A 14,806-nucleotide genomic window follows, 5' to 3' on the forward strand; every position below is an offset into this window, starting at 1 on the left:
GCCGCGCCCCGCGGCCCGGGGCGGGGCGCCGCTGGGCGGGGCGGCGTTGGGGGGGGGGGTGGGGGCGGGGGGCCGCTGGGCGCCCCGCCCGGCGGGGGGCGCGGGGGGGGGCGCCCGCCCGGGGCCCCCGACCAGCCGAGGATCGCGGGCCTGGAGCATGCGGAGCTGGAAGAAGCGGCCCTCCGGGCCCTCGGTGACGCCGTCGACGACCACCTTGCCGGGCGTGGCCGACATGACCGGCCCCCGCACGGTCCGGGCCAGCCCCGGCAGGGTCCGGTAGGCGGACCGGAAGATCTCGTGGGCGCGGGCGAGCGGCACCTTGAAGTACTCGTACGGACCGGTGTCCCGCTCGACGAACATGTAGTACGGCACGGCTCCGGCCGCCAGTTCGGCGCGCCACAGCGCGCTCCAGGTCTCCGCGTCGTCGTTGACGTGCGCGACCAGGGGGGCCTGGCAGTAGGCGAGGGCGCCGGTGGAGCGGATGCGGGCGACGGCCCGGCGGGCCAGGTCGGACTCCAGCTCGCGGGGGTGCGTGAAGTGCATCATCACCGCGAGGTTGCGCCCGGAGGCCACGACCTCCTCGAAGAGCCGCAGCACGTCGTCGGCGTCGGGATCGGTGACGAACCGCTGCGGCCAGTAGGCGACCGACTTGGTGCCGATGCGGATCGTGCGGACCGTGGGCACGCCCATGATCGGTTCGAGGTGGCCGCGCAGCCGGTCGGTCGACATGATCATCGGGTCGCCGCCGGTGACGAGCACGTCGTCGACCTCGGGGTGGTGGCCCAGGTACTCCACCAGCCGGCTGGGCTCCGGCACGGCGAAGCGCAGGTCGGCGTCGCCCACGAACTGGGCCCAGCGGAAGCAGTAGGTGCAGTACGAGTGGCAGGTCTGGCCCTGGCCCGGGAAGTACAGCACGGTCTCGCGGTACTTGTGCTGGACGCCGGGCACCTCCTCGCCCTCCACGGTGGGGACGTTGAGCTGCTTCTGACCGGAGGGGTGGGGGTTGAGGCTGCCCCGGATCTGCTGGACGGCCAGGCGGAGCTCCTTCTTCGCCCCGGGGTCGTCCACGAGGGCGGCGAGCCGGCGCTCGTCCTCGGCCCGGAGCATCCCGGTCTGCGGGAAGACCATCTGGAAGACCGGATCGTTCGGGACGTCGTTCCAGTCGACGAGGTTCGCGAGGACGTATTCGTTCACGCGGAACGGGAGCACCGCGGCGAGGGATTTTATGGACCGCGTGAGGTGGTCCGGTATTCCGAACCTTTTACCCAGCTCGTCCACGTGACGGGCGCCGTAGGCCCGGAACCTTTCCGTTTCCAGGGCGGCAGGAGAAAGAGGGGGCATGCGTTTTCCTCCGGTTCAAGGAAGCTGACCCGAGCAATTTCCTTGATCGTAGGCCGACCGGCCCTGCCGGAACCAGAAAGTTCGGCGGCCGGTCGATAGTCCCTTCGTATGCCTGGATAAGCGGATTCGGTTCCCGGCGGAGGAAACCGGGTCAGTCGCGGGCGGGGCCCGCGTCGGCCTCGCCGAGCGCCTGCGGCGTCACGGTCCGCAGGAACGGGACGATGATCACGAGGGTGGCGACGGTGAACGCGGCGAAGGCGGCGCGGATGCCGAACCACTCGGCGAGGACGCCGACCAGACCGGCGCCGAGCGGCATCGCGCCCCAGCTGAAGAGCCGCGCCGCGGCGTTGTAGCGGCCGAACATGGCGTCGGGGACCAGCCGCTGGCTCAGGGTGCGGGAGTTGACCGTCCACAGGATGCCGCCCATGCCGCCGAGGAACGCGCCGGACGCCACGACCCAGAGGTTCGTGGAGAGGACCGGGGTGGCGACCATGGCGGCGGTGCCGACGAGGTCGGCGAACATGGCCCAGCGGCGCCCGAGGAGGCGGTTGACCGTGGTGACGCCGAGCGCGCCGACGAGCCCGCCGGCGCCGAGGGCGCTGAGCAGGATGCCGTACTCGCGGGCGTCGAGCCCCATCAGCGAGGTGGCGACCAGCGGCATCAGGGCCAGCCAGGCGCCCCAGCAGGCGGAGAGCACGGTCAGCGCGAGGGCCATGAGGCGCAGCAGCCGCTGCTGCCACAGGAAGCGGACCCCTTCGGCGATGCGCTGGTTGACGGTGCCGGTCGGACGGGTGTCGTCCGCCTTCGGCCGGAACCGGCCCACCAGCAGGACCAGGATCAGGGTGCCCACCAGGTAGCCCGCGCCGGTCCAGCCCAGCGCCACGCTCGCGCCGGCGGCCACCAGGAGCCCGCCGACGAACGGCCCGCAGAACTCGTTGCAGACCGTCTCGGCGCCGGCCACCCAGGCGTTCGCCCGTTCCTGGCCCGCGGGGGCCACCGCGGAGGGGACCAGGGTAGCGGCGGAGGTCAGCGCGACCACCTCGGCGACGCCCAGCACGAAGCCGCCGGCGTACAGGGCGGGCAGGGTCACCGCGTCGCGCACGGCGAGGAACAGCAGGGACGCCACGACGAGCATGCGCGCGACGTCGGCGATCCACAGCAGCACGCGCCGGTCGAAGCGGTCCACGAGGACGCCGACGTGGAGGGCGACGAGCAGCCAGGGGAGCGTGAGGGTGAGGCCCACGCCGGCCACCTGGGCCGGCGAGTCCGTCAGCCCCGTGGCCATCAGCGGCAGGACGACCTTGGTGACCCCGTCGGCCAGGTTCGTGATCGCGGTGAAGCTCACCAGGACCGCGGTGTTGCGGGTGCTGGGGTCGCCCGGACCCGTCCGCTTCTCCGCCGGGATCGGGGGTCCGGCCTCCGCCGTCGGGGTCCGCCGGTCCGTCGCGTTCTCCATGACTAACCTCCTAAAGCTCTTTGGTGGTCAGTATGGCAGCGGTATCGTGGGCGTGCAGCTGATCTCGGCCACCGGCCATCGGGCCGTGCCATGGCCCCATAGCGCGCTCACATGGGAGAGCCGCGCACCCGCACCGGAAAGGCGGCGCACCCGTGCTCGACCCGTCCCCGGCCGCCGAACTGATCGAGGCCTTCACCAACACCGTCGACCTGGAGAGCGGCGACGACGACGTCGCCACCCCCGCCGAACTGGCGAGCTGGCTCGCCGGGCGGGGCCTGGCGCCGTCCCCGCCGCGGCTGACCGAAGCCGAGCACGGGGCCTTCCTCGCCCTGCGGGCCGGCATCCGCGAGGCCCTCGACACCGACGACCCCGTGGCGCCCGCGCACCTCGCCCTCGCCGACGCGGTCCTGGCCGACGTGCCGCTCCTGGTCACCCTCGCCACCCCGGGCGCGCCGCTCGTCCCGGCCCCCGGCGGCCCGCCCGCCCGCACCGCCCTCGCCCGGATCGCGGCCGCCTGGGCGGAGATCGTGCTGAGCGGCCGCGTCCACCGGCTCAAGCGGTGCGCCGAGCACACCTGCGGCTGGGTGTTCTGGGACGCCTCCAAGAACCACAGCCGCCGCTGGTGCTCGATGCGGGTGTGCGGCAACCGCACCAAGTCGCGGCGGTACGCGACCCGGCGCCGCGACCTCGCGGGCTGAGCCCCGGCCCGGCCGGCGCGCACCTCGCCGGAGGCGTCCGGGCGCGGCGCGCGACCCGTGGCGCCCCGCACGCGGCGCGCGCACTGTAACGTCCCGGGGGCGCCCCGGTCCGGGAGTGCGGAAAACGGCCGCGCGAAAATTCGCATGAGGTCATTCGGCAACCCGATGGCCACGGCGGGACCAGGGGAATCGGACTGGCGCTCAGCCGCCGCCTGATCCGCATGGGCCACCACGTCGTCGCCTTCTACGGGTCCGACCGCGAGGCGGCGGCGAAGGCGGAGCAGGACAACGCCGGATCCCTCACCGCGATCCGGGCCGACCTCTCCGACGCCCGCCAGGTGGCCGACGCCGCCGCCACGGTCCTCCGCGAGCACGGCGCCCCCGCCGTCCTCGTGAACAACGCCGGCCTCAACCGCGACCGCCCGTTCCTCGAACTCACCGACGAGGACTGGCGCAAGGTCCTCGACACCAACCTGTCCGGGCCCTTCTGGCTCGTCCGGGCCCTGGCCCCCGCGATGATCGCCGCAGGCGGCGGCTCCATCGTCAACGTCGGCGCGACCACCGGCATCCGGCCCCGCGTCGACGGCGCCAACTACTGCGCCAGCAAGGCGGGCCTGCTCCAGCTCACCAAGTGCCTCGCCCTGGAACTGGCCCCGGCCGTCCGGGTCAACTGCCTCATCCCCGGCATGATCGACACCGAGGAACTGCGCACCCGCTGGCGCCTCGACGACCCGGAGCGGATGGCGCAGACCCTGGACGAGATCCCGGTCCGCCGCATCGGCACCACCGAGGACGTCGCCGACGCCCTGGAGTTCATGGTCGGCCCCGCCGCCACCTACCTCAACGGCCAGAAGGTCATCGTCGACGGAGGGCAGTTCATGTGGTGACCGCGACAGCGACCGCGAAGCCGACCGCGAACGAGACGGCCGACGCCCTCCTGCGCCGCGCCCGGGCCGCCTTCGACGCCGCCCCGCCCCTCGGAGACGCCGCCTACACCCGCTACTGCCGGGAACTGGCCGCCCTGCTCCAGGAGCGCCGGCCCGACATCCAGGCCGCCAACCGGACCGACGTCCGGCGCGCCGAGGCGCGGGGCCTGCCGCCCACGCTCGTCGACCGCCTCCGCCTCACCGACGAGCACTTCGACCGCATGGTCGAACTGACCGACGCCGTCGTACGGGAGCTGGACGCGGTCCTCGCCGACACCCGGGGCGTCCCGGCCGGCGACTGGGGCGTCCTGCGCGGCGTCCCCAAGCCGCTCGGCGTGGCCCTCATGATCTACGAGGCCCGCCCCACCGTGACCGTCGACGGCGCCCTGCTGCCCGTCGCCGTGGGCAACGCCGTCCTGCTGCGCGGCGGCAAGGAGAGCGCGGCCACCGACGCCGCGCTGGCCGCCACCGTCGAGGCCGCCCTCGTCTCCGCGGGCCTCCCCGCCGGCCTCGTCACCGTCCTGGAGGACCCCGACCGCTCGCTGATGAAGGCCGTCCTCGCCCGCCCCGACCAAGTGGACGTCCTGATCCCGCGCGGCAGCCCCTCCCTGATCGAGTACTGCCGCACGGCGAGCTCGATCCCGCTCATCGCCAGCGGCGGCGGGGTCAACCACCTGTACGTGCACCGGTCGGCCGACCTGGCGCTGGCCGCCCGCGTCACCCTGAACAGCAAGATCCCGGAGCCGGCCGGCTGCACCTCGGTCGAGATGGTCCTCGTCGACCGGGAGATCGCGCCCGACTACCTGGCCGCCGTCCTCGCCGAGTGCGAGCGGCAGGACGCCCGGCTGACCATCCGCCTGGACTCCTCCATGGCCGGACCGGCCGCCCGGGACGACATGCCCTGGCGCACCGAACCGCTGGAACCGCACGACCTGGGACGGGAGTTCCTCGACCCGGTCATCGGCCTCCGGCCGGTCTCCGGCCTCGAAGAGGCGGCCGAGCACATCCGGGCCTACGGATCCCGCCACACGGAGGGCGTCCTCGCCGAGGACCCCGGGACGGCGCGGAGGTTCACCCGGCTCGTGGACGCCGCGATGATCGTCGTCAACGGATCGCTGCGCCTCCACGACGGCCCCAAGCTCGGCCTGGGCTCGGAGATCTCCATCGCCACCGGACGGCTGCACGTCCGCGGCCCGGTGACCCTCGGCGCGCTGGTGACCACCACCTGGGTCGTCGAGGCCAACGGCGAACTGCGCGACTGACCGCCCGCGCCCCTCCTCCCAGGGGCGCCCGCCCCGCGCTCCGCCGCGCCACGGCCCGTCACCCCCACCCCGGACGCCGCCGCCCGCACCCCCACGTCCTCGGAGCCTCCCGAGCTCCCCGAGTCTTCTACGTCTTCGTGAGAGGCAGCAATGACCACCGTCCCGCACATCGACCGGACCGCCGTCGGCGACACCGTCAAGCGCGTCGTCGTCGCCGAGTCCCGGCTGTCCGTCGACCCCACCACGATCTCCGACGCCGAACCGCTCGTCGGCGAGCTGCTGCGCGTCAACTCGCTCGGCTTCGTCGGCATGCTGGTCCGCATCGAGGACGAACTCGGCACCACGCTCCCCGACGACCTGTTCGTCGGCCGCAGCTTCCAGACCGTCGGCGACCTCATCGACGTCGTCCTGTCCGGCACGGAGAACGCCCGATGACCGTCGCGCTCCCGACCCGCTGGCGCAGCGCCCTGCCCCACCTCTCCGCGCCGATGCCCCCGGACCTGACCCCCGAGACGGCGGCGTCCGGCACCGGGGTCGGCGTCAACCTGCCCATGGAACTGGTCCGCCAGAGCGTCCTGGAACGCGAGTACTGGCAGATACCCGACGAGGTCCTCGCCGCCTACCGCCAGTTCCGGCCCACCCCGCTGTGGCGGGCCACCGGCTTCGAGCGGGCCATCGGCTCCCGGGTGCCGATCTACCTGAAGTACGAGGGCGGCAACATCTCCGGCAGCCACAAGCTGAACACCGCCCTCGCCCAGGCCCACTACTACAAACAGGCCGGCGTGAAGGAACTGGTCACCGGCACCGGAGCGGGCCAGTGGGGCACCGCGATGGCCGCCGCCTGCGCGCTGTTCGGACTGCGCTGCCGGGTCTTCATGGTCGACTCCAGCCTGCGCCGCAAACCGTACCGCGGGGTGCTGATGCGCATGCTCGGCGCCGAGATCCACTCCAGCCCCAGCGGTCTGACCGGGGTCGCCGACCGGCGCGGCGAAGGCATCGGCAACAGCCTCGCGCTCGCGATCGGCGAGGCCGTCGAGTACGCCTCCACCCACGAGGGCGTCGCCTTCTGCATCGGCAGCGGCGAGACCTACAGCATCCTGCACCAGTCGGTCATCGGGATCGAGGCGCAGGACCAGCTCGCGGAGCTGGACGGAACGGTGGACATGGTCGTCGGCGCCGTCGGCGCGGGCTCCAACTTCGGCGGCATCGCCCTGCCCTTCCACGCCGAGGCGCGGACCACCGGCACGGAGGCGCCCACCCTGGTCGCGGCCGAGTCGTCGACGGCGCCCAAACTCACCCGCGGGGTCTACGCGTACGACAAGACCGACGCCACCGGCACCGGCCCGATGGAGGCGATGTACACCATCGGCAGCGACTACCCGATCCCGGACGCCCACTCCGCCGGCCTGCGCTTCCACGGCGCCGCGAAGATCATCTCCGCGATGCGGCACACCGGTGACATCGCCGCCACCGCCGTCACCCAGCAGGAGGCGCTCGACGCCGGCCGCCTGTTGACCCGCAACGAATGCGTGCTGCCCGCCCCCGAGTCGGGCCACGCGCTCGCCGCGGCCGCCAAGCTCGCCACCTCCGGCGCGGACGGCATGCGCGCCCGGAACGGCGTCCTCGTCTGCGTCAGCGGCCACGGCTACCTCGACCTCGCCGCGTACGAGCAGCTCCTCAACGACGAGCTCGGCGACGAGGCGCCCAGCGAGCAGGCCCTGCTGCGCGCCGTCTCCGGCCTCACCCCGGCCGCCCCGGACGGCGCCGCTCCCCGCCTCGCCGGGGGCCCGCTGCTCGCCGGAGGCCCGCGATGACGTCCACCACCGACACGGCGCCGGCGCCCGAGCGGACGCCGGCGGTCCCCTCCGTCCGCGCCGAACTGCTCGACTGCGTGCAGTCCAACCTGGCCGTGCTCGCCGACCGGTTCCACGGGCCGGACACCCACCTGGCCCTCGGCGCCGCCCTCCGGTTCGCCCCCCGGCCCGGCCCGCACGGACTGCCCACCCTGGAGCCGGAGGCGGCCCACCAACTGGCCGCCGTCGCGGACGTCGGCCTCGTCGAGCACACGCGCCGGTACGACGTCCCGGCCGGGGAGCTCGCCGCACTGGCCGCCGCGCACGGCCCGCTGTACGTCATGGCCGACAGCCACGACATGCCCTGGCTGCCCTACCACCGGCAGCGGCACATGCAGCACAGCTACCTGGTGGCCGCCGAGGGCGACCGCGCCCTGGTCGTCGACGCCTACCACAGCCACACCCCGTGGGGCCTCGCCGCACCGGGGGAGTGGACCCTGGACTGGTCCGAACTGCCCCCGTCCTCCCTGGTGGTGGTGTTCGGACCGGCCGCGGCCGGAGCCCCGGAGACCGCCCCGGGCGGCGAGTACGGCGACGTCGACGGCTACACCGCCGCGTACGCCGGCCACCCCGACCGGTTCGCCGCCCTCGACCGGCTGACCACCGAGACCTGGCTGCTCGCCCGCTCCCGGAGGCTGCACGCCGCCTTCCTGGAGCACACCGGCCGGCCCCCCGGACCCGGGACCGCCGAGCACCTGCGGCGCCTCGACCGGCTCGCCGAACAGGCGTTCCTCGCGATGCGCCGGGTGCAGCGCGGCCGACCCGAACCGGCCCGGCTGATGACCGACCTGGCCGACGCCCTGCACGCCGACCGGGCGCTCTTCGCGGCGCCCCCGGACCCGTCGCGCGACACGGTGACGGAGACCGTCGCCGAGGTGCTCGGCGTCGACACCGCCACGCTGCTCGCCGCGCCCGCCCTCACCGCCGTGCCCGGCTTCAACTCCTTCCAGGTCGTCGAGATCGTCGAGGCCCTGGAGGAGCGGCTCGGCATCGAGTTCGCCGCCGAGGACCTGCTGCCGGAGAACCTCCACCGTGTCGAGGACCTGCGACGGCTCGTGGCGGGCGCCCGCGCCCGCTGACGACCGGCGCCCGGCGCCCGGCCCTCCCCGCACCCCTTCCCACCACGACAGGAGCACCACGATGGACCCCCGCTTCACCGAACTGCTCGCCCCCTTCCTCAAGTACCTCGGCGACCAGGAGCTCGTCGAAAGCTCCGACCTGCGCAAACTCGGCCTGGACTCGATGCAGTCCATCGAACTGCTCTTCGCCATCGAGGACACCTTCGGGCTCTCGCTGCCCGACGAGGACCTCAACGACGCGACCTTCGCCACCGCCGGCGCGCTGTGGAAGGCGATCACGGCGGCCGAGGGCGCCCAGGGTCTGGCGGACGTGGCGTGAGCGCCGACACGGCCCTCGCGCCCGAGGCGCCCGAGACCCCTGAGACCCTTGGGACCCCGGAGGCTTCCGGGGCCCCGGCGGACGCGTTCACCGGACGCACCCCCGTGGAGCGCGCCCGCCACGTGGCGCGGATCGCCGCCGAACACGCCCGCCGCCACGACCGCGACGCCGACTTCCCCGTCGAGGCGCTGGCCGCGCTGCGGGAGTCCGGACTGCTCGGCCTGACCGTCCCGGCCGGCCACGGCGGACTCGGCGGCTCCCTGACCGACCTGCTCGACGTGTGCGTCGAACTCGGCCGCGCCGACATGTCCGTCGCGATGATCCTCGGCATGCACTGCCAGCAGGTCGCCGCCGTCACCGGACACGCGGCACCGCGGCTGCGCGACGCGCTGCTGCCCCGGATCGCCGCCGGCGAGCTCTACCTGGCCTCCGTCACCACCGAGGCGGGCAAGGGCGGACACCTGCTCACCGCCGAGTCCGAGGCCCGCGGCGACGCGTCCGGCCTGGCCATCGACCGGTTCGCGCCGATCGTGACCGGCGGCGCCCACGCCGACGGCTTCCTGATCACGGTGCGGGCCCCCGACGCGGCCTCCCCGACCGAGGTCTCCCTCGTCTACGCCGACCGCGACCAGCTCTCCGTCGAACCGAGCGGGGAGTGGAACCCGATGGGCATGCGGGCCAGCCACAGCGGCGCCCTCCGCCTCACCGGGCACGTCCCGGCCCACCAGGTGGTCGGCGCGCACGGCGCCTTCTCCGCCATCGCGAGCGGGGTGTTCGGACCGCTGGCCCACCTCGCCTGGTCCGCCGCCTGGCTCGGCACCGCCGCCGGCGCCCTCTCCCGGGTCGTCCACATGCTGCGGAGCCCGGCCGGACGCCGCCGCTTCGACCTCGGCTCCGAGCTGCTGCTCTCCCGGCTCTCCGCCGCCCGCCAGCGGATCGACACCGTGCACGCCCTGCTCCGCCACACCGCCGGGGTCGTCGACGACACCGCCGACCTGTCCCAGCCCAGGATCCAGCTCCTCCTCAACGCCCTGAAGATCACCGCCTCGGAGCAGTGCCACGCGGCGGTGGACGACCTGGTCCTCGCCGTGGGACTGCGGGACGGCTACCTCAAGGACTCGGACACCCGGCTCGAAGCGGCCCTGCGCGACCTGCGCTCGGCCCCGCTCAACTACAGCAACGACCGCCTGCACCAGGCGGACGGCCGGCTCACCCTGCTCGACCCGGAGGTACGCCTTGTCTGACCAGGCCGCTCTGCGGCTCGCGCCGAGGGGCGCGGCCGGATCGGCACCACCACCGCCCACCGGAACCGACCACCCGATCCCCGTGCCCGGCCGGCCCGTTCCCGCGGAGTCCGTTCCCGCCCAGCCCGTTCCCGCCGGGTCCGTGCCCGCACGGCCTGTTCCCGCCCAGCCCGTTCCCGCCGGGCCCGTCTCCTCCGGGCCCGTTCCCGCCCCCGGCGCCACCGCGCTCGACGCGCTGCCGCCGGAGGCGGACGGGCGCCGGATCTGGGCCGCGCTCGGCGACTCCGGCCGACTGGCCGCCGTCTACCGCGACGGCGACCCGGCCTCCGGCGTCGTCCCCGACGCGCTCGGCCGGCTCATGACCGACGTCGACGCCCGCTTCGGCATCGGCGCCACGCTCTCGGTGTGCATTCAGCTCGCCACCTCCGTCCCCCTGCTCGCCCTCGGCGGCGACCCGGCCGCGCGCGCCCTGCGGGACGCCCTCGCCGGCCGCGCCGTCGTCGCGCTCGCCGCCACCGACGAGGGCTCCGGCGCCGACCTCGCGGGCCTCGGCACCACCGTGGCCGTCGAGGACGACGGGGTGACGGTGACCGGCACCAAACGCTGGATCACCGGCGCCCTGTACGCCGACCACCTGCTCGTCCTGGCCCGCCACCGCGAGGGCCGCCACTTCACCAGCTTCACCTGGGTCCTGGTCCCGGCCGACGCGCCCGGGGTGAGCGTCGAACCGGCCGACACCGCGCTCTTCGACGGCTCCGGCACCGGACACGTCCGCCTGGACGGGGTCCGGCTGCCCCGGGACCACGTCGTCGGCCGGGTCGGACGCGGCATGACCTCCTTCGCGGCGCACATCGCGGTGGAACGCCTGACCGGCACCCTCTGGGGCGTGGCCCTGTGCGCGCGGACGCTGCGCGGGACGAAACGGCGCCTCCAGGAACGCGCCCACGGCGACGGCACCCTGTGGCAGCTGGAGAGCGTGCGGCAGCGCTTCGCCGCCTGTCTGCTCCGCACGCACGAGCTCGCCGCGCTCGCCCACCGGCTCGGCGACCGCGTCGCCGAGCGCCACGACACCGCAGCGGCGGCCCTGCTCAAGGCGAGCGCGGCGAAGACGGTCGACGCCGTCCTGGCCGAGTGCGCCCAGCTCCAGGGCGCCGAGGGCTTCGCGACCTCCGGCGCCCAGTGGACCCGGGCCCAGGCGGCCCTGTGGGGCATCGGCGGCGGCACCACGGAGATCGTGCTCGCGGCCGTGGCCGGAGCCGCCGACCCCCTCCTCGCGGAGCTGCCCTCATGAACGTCGTCGAGATCGTCCCCGACGTGTGGACCGCGTCGGGACGCGTCACCGCGCCGCCGCGCGGCCACCCGGACGACCTCGCGGCCGCCGCCGGCATGGTGGCCTGGCGGGCGGAGGAGTTCCTCTCCGGCCGGACCCTGCTGCGCGCGCTCCTCGCGGAGGTCGCGCCCGGGGCCGAACGCCTGCGGGTGGCCCCGGGCCCCCACGGGAAGCCCCATCTGCCCGACCGGCCCGACCTCGGCATCAGCGTCGCCCACGACGAGGGACACTTCGCGACCGCCGTCGCCGTGGGCCGCGCCGTCGGCGTCGACGTCCAGCAGCCCGCGCCGCACCTCGCCCCCGGCGTCGTGCGCCGCTGCGTCCGCGCCGGGCACGAGGCCGTCAACGCCCTGCCGCCCGCCGAGCGCTCCCTGGCGTTCGCCTGGATCTGGACCGCCCAGGAGGCCTGTGTGAAGGCCGAGGGCAGCGGCCTGGCCGGCGGCCCCTGGACCGTCGACGTGGGCCTCGGCCAGACGGAGGGCACCTGGAAGAACTTCACCTGGCGCAGTCTGCGCGACACATCGGAGACACCCCTGAGCTGCGCATGGGAGGCTGCCGGATGAACGGAGTGCCGAACGGCCTCGTGAACGACACGGAGAAGGACCTCCCGAACGATCCCGCGGGGGACCTCGCGAACGACCGCAGGAACGACCTCCCGGACAACCCCGGGAAGAACCTCGCGAACGGCCGCGCGCACCACTCCGCGCCCGGCCCCGCGAACGACCCCCCGGCCGTCACGGAGAACCCCCCGGCGCCCGTACCCGCGTCCGCGCCGGAGGCCGCCGCCCGGCCCGACCCGCCGGAGCTGAGCTGCTACACCGCCGCCCTGGTCGCCTACCTTGAGCCGGAACTGCCCGACGCCGCCGACCGGCTCGCCGGGGCCGTCCGGCTCGCGGTCCGCACCGACCACCCCAGCGGCCGCCTCGCGTTCTCCCACCACCACCGGATCGACCTCACGGCCGGCTCCGGCGGGCTGGTCCACCGGGGCGCCGCCCACTGGCCCGAGGCACTGGCCGCCCTGCGCGCGGAGGCCGGCCGGAACGGCCGCGTCCTCGCCGTCGCCAACACCCGCACCGTCCCCTGGTCCCCGGCCTGCGGGACGTCCACGGCGGCCCACTGGATCCTGCTGGAACCGGTGCCCGGCGGCCCCGGCGCCTGGCGGGTCACGGACCGGTTCGCCGCCCTCCTCCCGGAGGGCGAGCAGCACCCCCACACCGGTGTCGTCGACGACACCGCCCTGCGGTCCCTGCTCACCCCGCTGGGCGCCCTGGCACCGCAGTACGCCCTGCGCGACGTCCACGCCCTCGGCGAGGCCTCGGAGACGCCCGCCCCGGACCACTACGGCTGGCTGGCACGCCGCTCCGCCCCGGCCGCCACCGCCCCGCCCGAGGGCCGCTGGCTGCACGAGCCGTCGGAGACCCTCGGGTTCCTCGCCGACCGGCTGGGCGCGGACCCCGTCCTGCTGGCCGCCCACGCCGACGACCTGTGGGCCGCCGCCCGGCACCAGCGCCACCGCCTGGACCTGCTGGCGCGCACCGGAGCGGTCTCCCGGACGGCCGCGGAAACCGCCGCGGACGCCTGGGGCGAGCTGCCCCGCTCGCTCCGCTTCGCCGTCACCTCGGCCGAACGCGGCCGCCCCCGGCCCGGCGTGGTCGCACGGGCCTTCGCCGGCCTCGTCGCCGCCACCACCCGCGTACAGAAGGAGGAACAGCGCTGATGTCCGTACGTCCCGAGGCACCGCAACCCCGGCTCCACGACTGGTTCGCCCGGTCCGCGCACCGCCACGGGGACGGCCGCACCGCCCTGGAGGTCGACGGCCACCACCTGGGCTACGCGACCCTCTCCGCCCTCGCCGACACCGTCGCCGGGACGATCCTCGCCCGGCACACCGGCCGGCCGGCCCGGGTGGGGCTGCTGGCCTCGCGCTCGGTCCTCGCCTACGCCGGCTACCTGGGGATCCTCCGGCTCGGCGCCACGGTGGTGCCGCTGAACCCGGCCTTCCCCCTCGCCCGCAGCGGCGACGTCGCCAAGGAGGCCGGACTCGACCTGGTGCTCGCCGACGCGGCCCTGCCCGACCTGGACGCCCTGCCCGTCCCGGTGCTCCGGCTCACCGACCGGGACCTGCTCGACCGGCCCGCCGCGCCCGCCCCGCCGCCCGCGCCCGCCGTCTCCGGCGACGACCTCGCGTACGTCCTGTTCACCTCCGGGTCCACCGGCCGCCCCAAGGGCGTCCCCGTCACCCACGACAACGTCGCCGCCTACCTCGGCCACGTCGTACCCCGGTACGGGCTCGGCCCCGGCGCCCGGGTGTCGCAGACCTTCGACCTCACCTTCGACCCGTCGGTGTACGACATGTTCGCGGCCTGGGGGTCGGGCGCCACCCTGGTCGTGCCGACCCGCGACGACCTCCTCTCCCCGGTGCGCTACGTCAACGAGCGGCGGATCACCCACTGGAACTCGGTGCCCTCCGTCGCGGCCATCGCGATGCGGCTGCGCGCCCTGAAACCCGGCTCCATGCCCACCCTGCGGTGGAGCCTGTTCTGCGGCGAGGCCCTGAAGACGGCGCACGCCGCGGCCTGGGCCGCCGCCGCCCCGAACAGCACGCTGGAGAACATCTACGGGCCCACCGAGATGACCGTCACCTGGACCGAGTACCGGCTCCCGGCCGACCCCGCCGACTGGCCGGACACCGGCAACGGAACCGTGCCCATCGGCACCCCGTACCCCGGCCAGGAACACCTGGTCCTGGACGACGACGGCCGCCCCGCCGACGAGGGCGAGCTGTGCGTGCGCGGCAGCCAGCGCTTCCCCGGCTACCTCGACCCGGCGGACGACACCGGCCGCTTCCACGCCTTCGACGGCCGGCGCGCCACCGCGTACGACGGCTCCGCGCCCCTCACCCCGGAGCACTGGTACCGCACCGGCGACCGGGTGCGGCGGCAGCACGACGGCGTGCTGGTGCACCTGGGCCGGATCGACCACCAGCTCAAGATCCACGGCTACCGGGTGGAGCTGGGCGAGATCGAACTCCTGCTGACGCGGCGGCCCGGAGTGACCGACGCCGTGGTCGTGGCCGTGCCCGGCCGCAAGGGCGAGCCCGTGCTGCGCGCGGTCTGCACCGGCGGTCCGGCGGACCCGGCCGCGCTCCTCGACGCCCTGCGCGAGAAGCTGCCCGCCTACATGGTGCCGGCCACCGTCGAGTTCACCGAGGCCCTGCCGCTGAACACCAACGGAAAGGTCGACCGGGCCGCCCTGGTCGCCTCCCTGTCCCGACCGGAAGCGGCCTGAGAGGCGAACC

The 14,806-nt window shown here is 74.9% G+C and carries 14 protein-coding genes; 12 read left to right on the top strand and 2 right to left on the bottom strand.

Going from position 1 to position 14,806, the window contains the following annotated elements; all coding sequences use genetic code 11:
* Window positions 1-1,341 (bottom strand): KamA family radical SAM protein (locus ACIQKA_RS26075; protein ID WP_402542526.1); only part of this gene is annotated, 1,341 nt, incomplete at its 3' end.
* 151 nt (window positions 1,342-1,492) lie between these two features.
* Window positions 1,493-2,797, bottom strand: a complete 1,305-nt coding sequence (locus ACIQKA_RS26080) for an MFS transporter (RefSeq protein WP_402542528.1) — start codon at window positions 2,795-2,797, stop codon at window positions 1,493-1,495.
* A gap of 152 nt (window positions 2,798-2,949) precedes the next feature.
* Here ACIQKA_RS26080 and ACIQKA_RS26085 point away from each other — a divergent pair, with 152 nt between their 5' ends.
* From ACIQKA_RS26085 to ACIQKA_RS26140, 12 genes are all read left to right on the top strand, one after another.
* On the top strand, window positions 2,950-3,495 hold the full coding sequence (locus ACIQKA_RS26085; protein ID WP_383442003.1) for a CGNR zinc finger domain-containing protein: 546 nt from the start codon (window positions 2,950-2,952) through the stop codon (window positions 3,493-3,495).
* A gap of 152 nt (window positions 3,496-3,647) precedes the next feature.
* A complete protein-coding gene (locus ACIQKA_RS26090; RefSeq protein WP_402542631.1) occupies window positions 3,648-4,382 on the top strand; it encodes an SDR family NAD(P)-dependent oxidoreductase in 735 nt (244 codons plus the stop codon).
* Complete coding sequence (locus ACIQKA_RS26095) at window positions 4,379-5,683, top strand: glutamate-5-semialdehyde dehydrogenase (protein ID WP_391096370.1); 1,305 nt, start codon at window positions 4,379-4,381, stop codon at window positions 5,681-5,683. The genes ACIQKA_RS26090 and ACIQKA_RS26095 overlap by 4 nt, the downstream gene beginning before the upstream one ends.
* Window positions 5,684-5,833: 150 nt before the next feature.
* Window positions 5,834-6,118 (top strand): acyl carrier protein, encoded by a 285-nt coding sequence (locus tag ACIQKA_RS26100; RefSeq protein WP_383152865.1) that lies wholly within the window; start codon window positions 5,834-5,836, stop codon window positions 6,116-6,118.
* A complete protein-coding gene (locus ACIQKA_RS26105; RefSeq protein WP_383442007.1) occupies window positions 6,115-7,497 on the top strand; it encodes a TrpB-like pyridoxal phosphate-dependent enzyme in 1,383 nt (460 codons plus the stop codon). The genes ACIQKA_RS26100 and ACIQKA_RS26105 overlap by 4 nt, the downstream gene beginning before the upstream one ends.
* Window positions 7,494-8,615: a phosphopantetheine-binding protein gene (locus ACIQKA_RS26110; protein ID WP_402542531.1), complete on the top strand. Its 1,122-nt coding sequence runs from the start codon at window positions 7,494-7,496 to the stop codon at window positions 8,613-8,615. The genes ACIQKA_RS26105 and ACIQKA_RS26110 overlap by 4 nt, the downstream gene beginning before the upstream one ends.
* Before the next feature lie 61 nt (window positions 8,616-8,676).
* Window positions 8,677-8,934 carry a phosphopantetheine-binding protein gene (locus tag ACIQKA_RS26115; RefSeq protein ID WP_366377409.1) on the top strand — a complete coding sequence of 86 codons (258 nt, stop codon included), beginning with the start codon at window positions 8,677-8,679 and terminating at the stop codon, window positions 8,932-8,934.
* Entirely contained in the window at window positions 8,931-10,178 is a 1,248-nt protein-coding gene (locus tag ACIQKA_RS26120) for an acyl-CoA dehydrogenase family protein (protein WP_402542533.1), read from the top strand. The genes ACIQKA_RS26115 and ACIQKA_RS26120 overlap by 4 nt, the downstream gene beginning before the upstream one ends.
* A complete protein-coding gene (locus tag ACIQKA_RS26125; RefSeq protein ID WP_402542535.1) occupies window positions 10,171-11,469 on the top strand; it encodes an acyl-CoA dehydrogenase family protein in 1,299 nt (432 codons plus the stop codon). Before ACIQKA_RS26120 ends, ACIQKA_RS26125 begins: the two co-directional genes overlap by 8 nt.
* The gene (locus ACIQKA_RS26130; protein ID WP_383152875.1) at window positions 11,466-12,071 is read left to right on the top strand and encodes a 4'-phosphopantetheinyl transferase family protein; all 606 of its coding nucleotides are present in this window, start codon (window positions 11,466-11,468) and stop codon (window positions 12,069-12,071) included. The genes ACIQKA_RS26125 and ACIQKA_RS26130 overlap by 4 nt, the downstream gene beginning before the upstream one ends.
* Window positions 12,068-13,225, top strand: coding sequence for a hypothetical protein (locus ACIQKA_RS26135; RefSeq protein WP_402542537.1), 1,158 nt, complete (start codon window positions 12,068-12,070; stop codon window positions 13,223-13,225). The genes ACIQKA_RS26130 and ACIQKA_RS26135 overlap by 4 nt, the downstream gene beginning before the upstream one ends.
* Window positions 13,225-14,796, top strand: a complete 1,572-nt coding sequence (locus ACIQKA_RS26140; RefSeq protein ID WP_383429654.1) for an amino acid adenylation domain-containing protein — start codon at window positions 13,225-13,227, stop codon at window positions 14,794-14,796. Before ACIQKA_RS26135 ends, ACIQKA_RS26140 begins: the two co-directional genes overlap by 1 nt.
* The last annotated feature ends 10 nt before the right edge of the window (window positions 14,797-14,806 follow it).

The sequence above is a fragment of the Streptomyces sp. NPDC092045 genome (assembly GCF_044756005.1).
GTDB lineage: Bacteria > Actinomycetota > Actinomycetes > Streptomycetales > Streptomycetaceae > Streptomyces.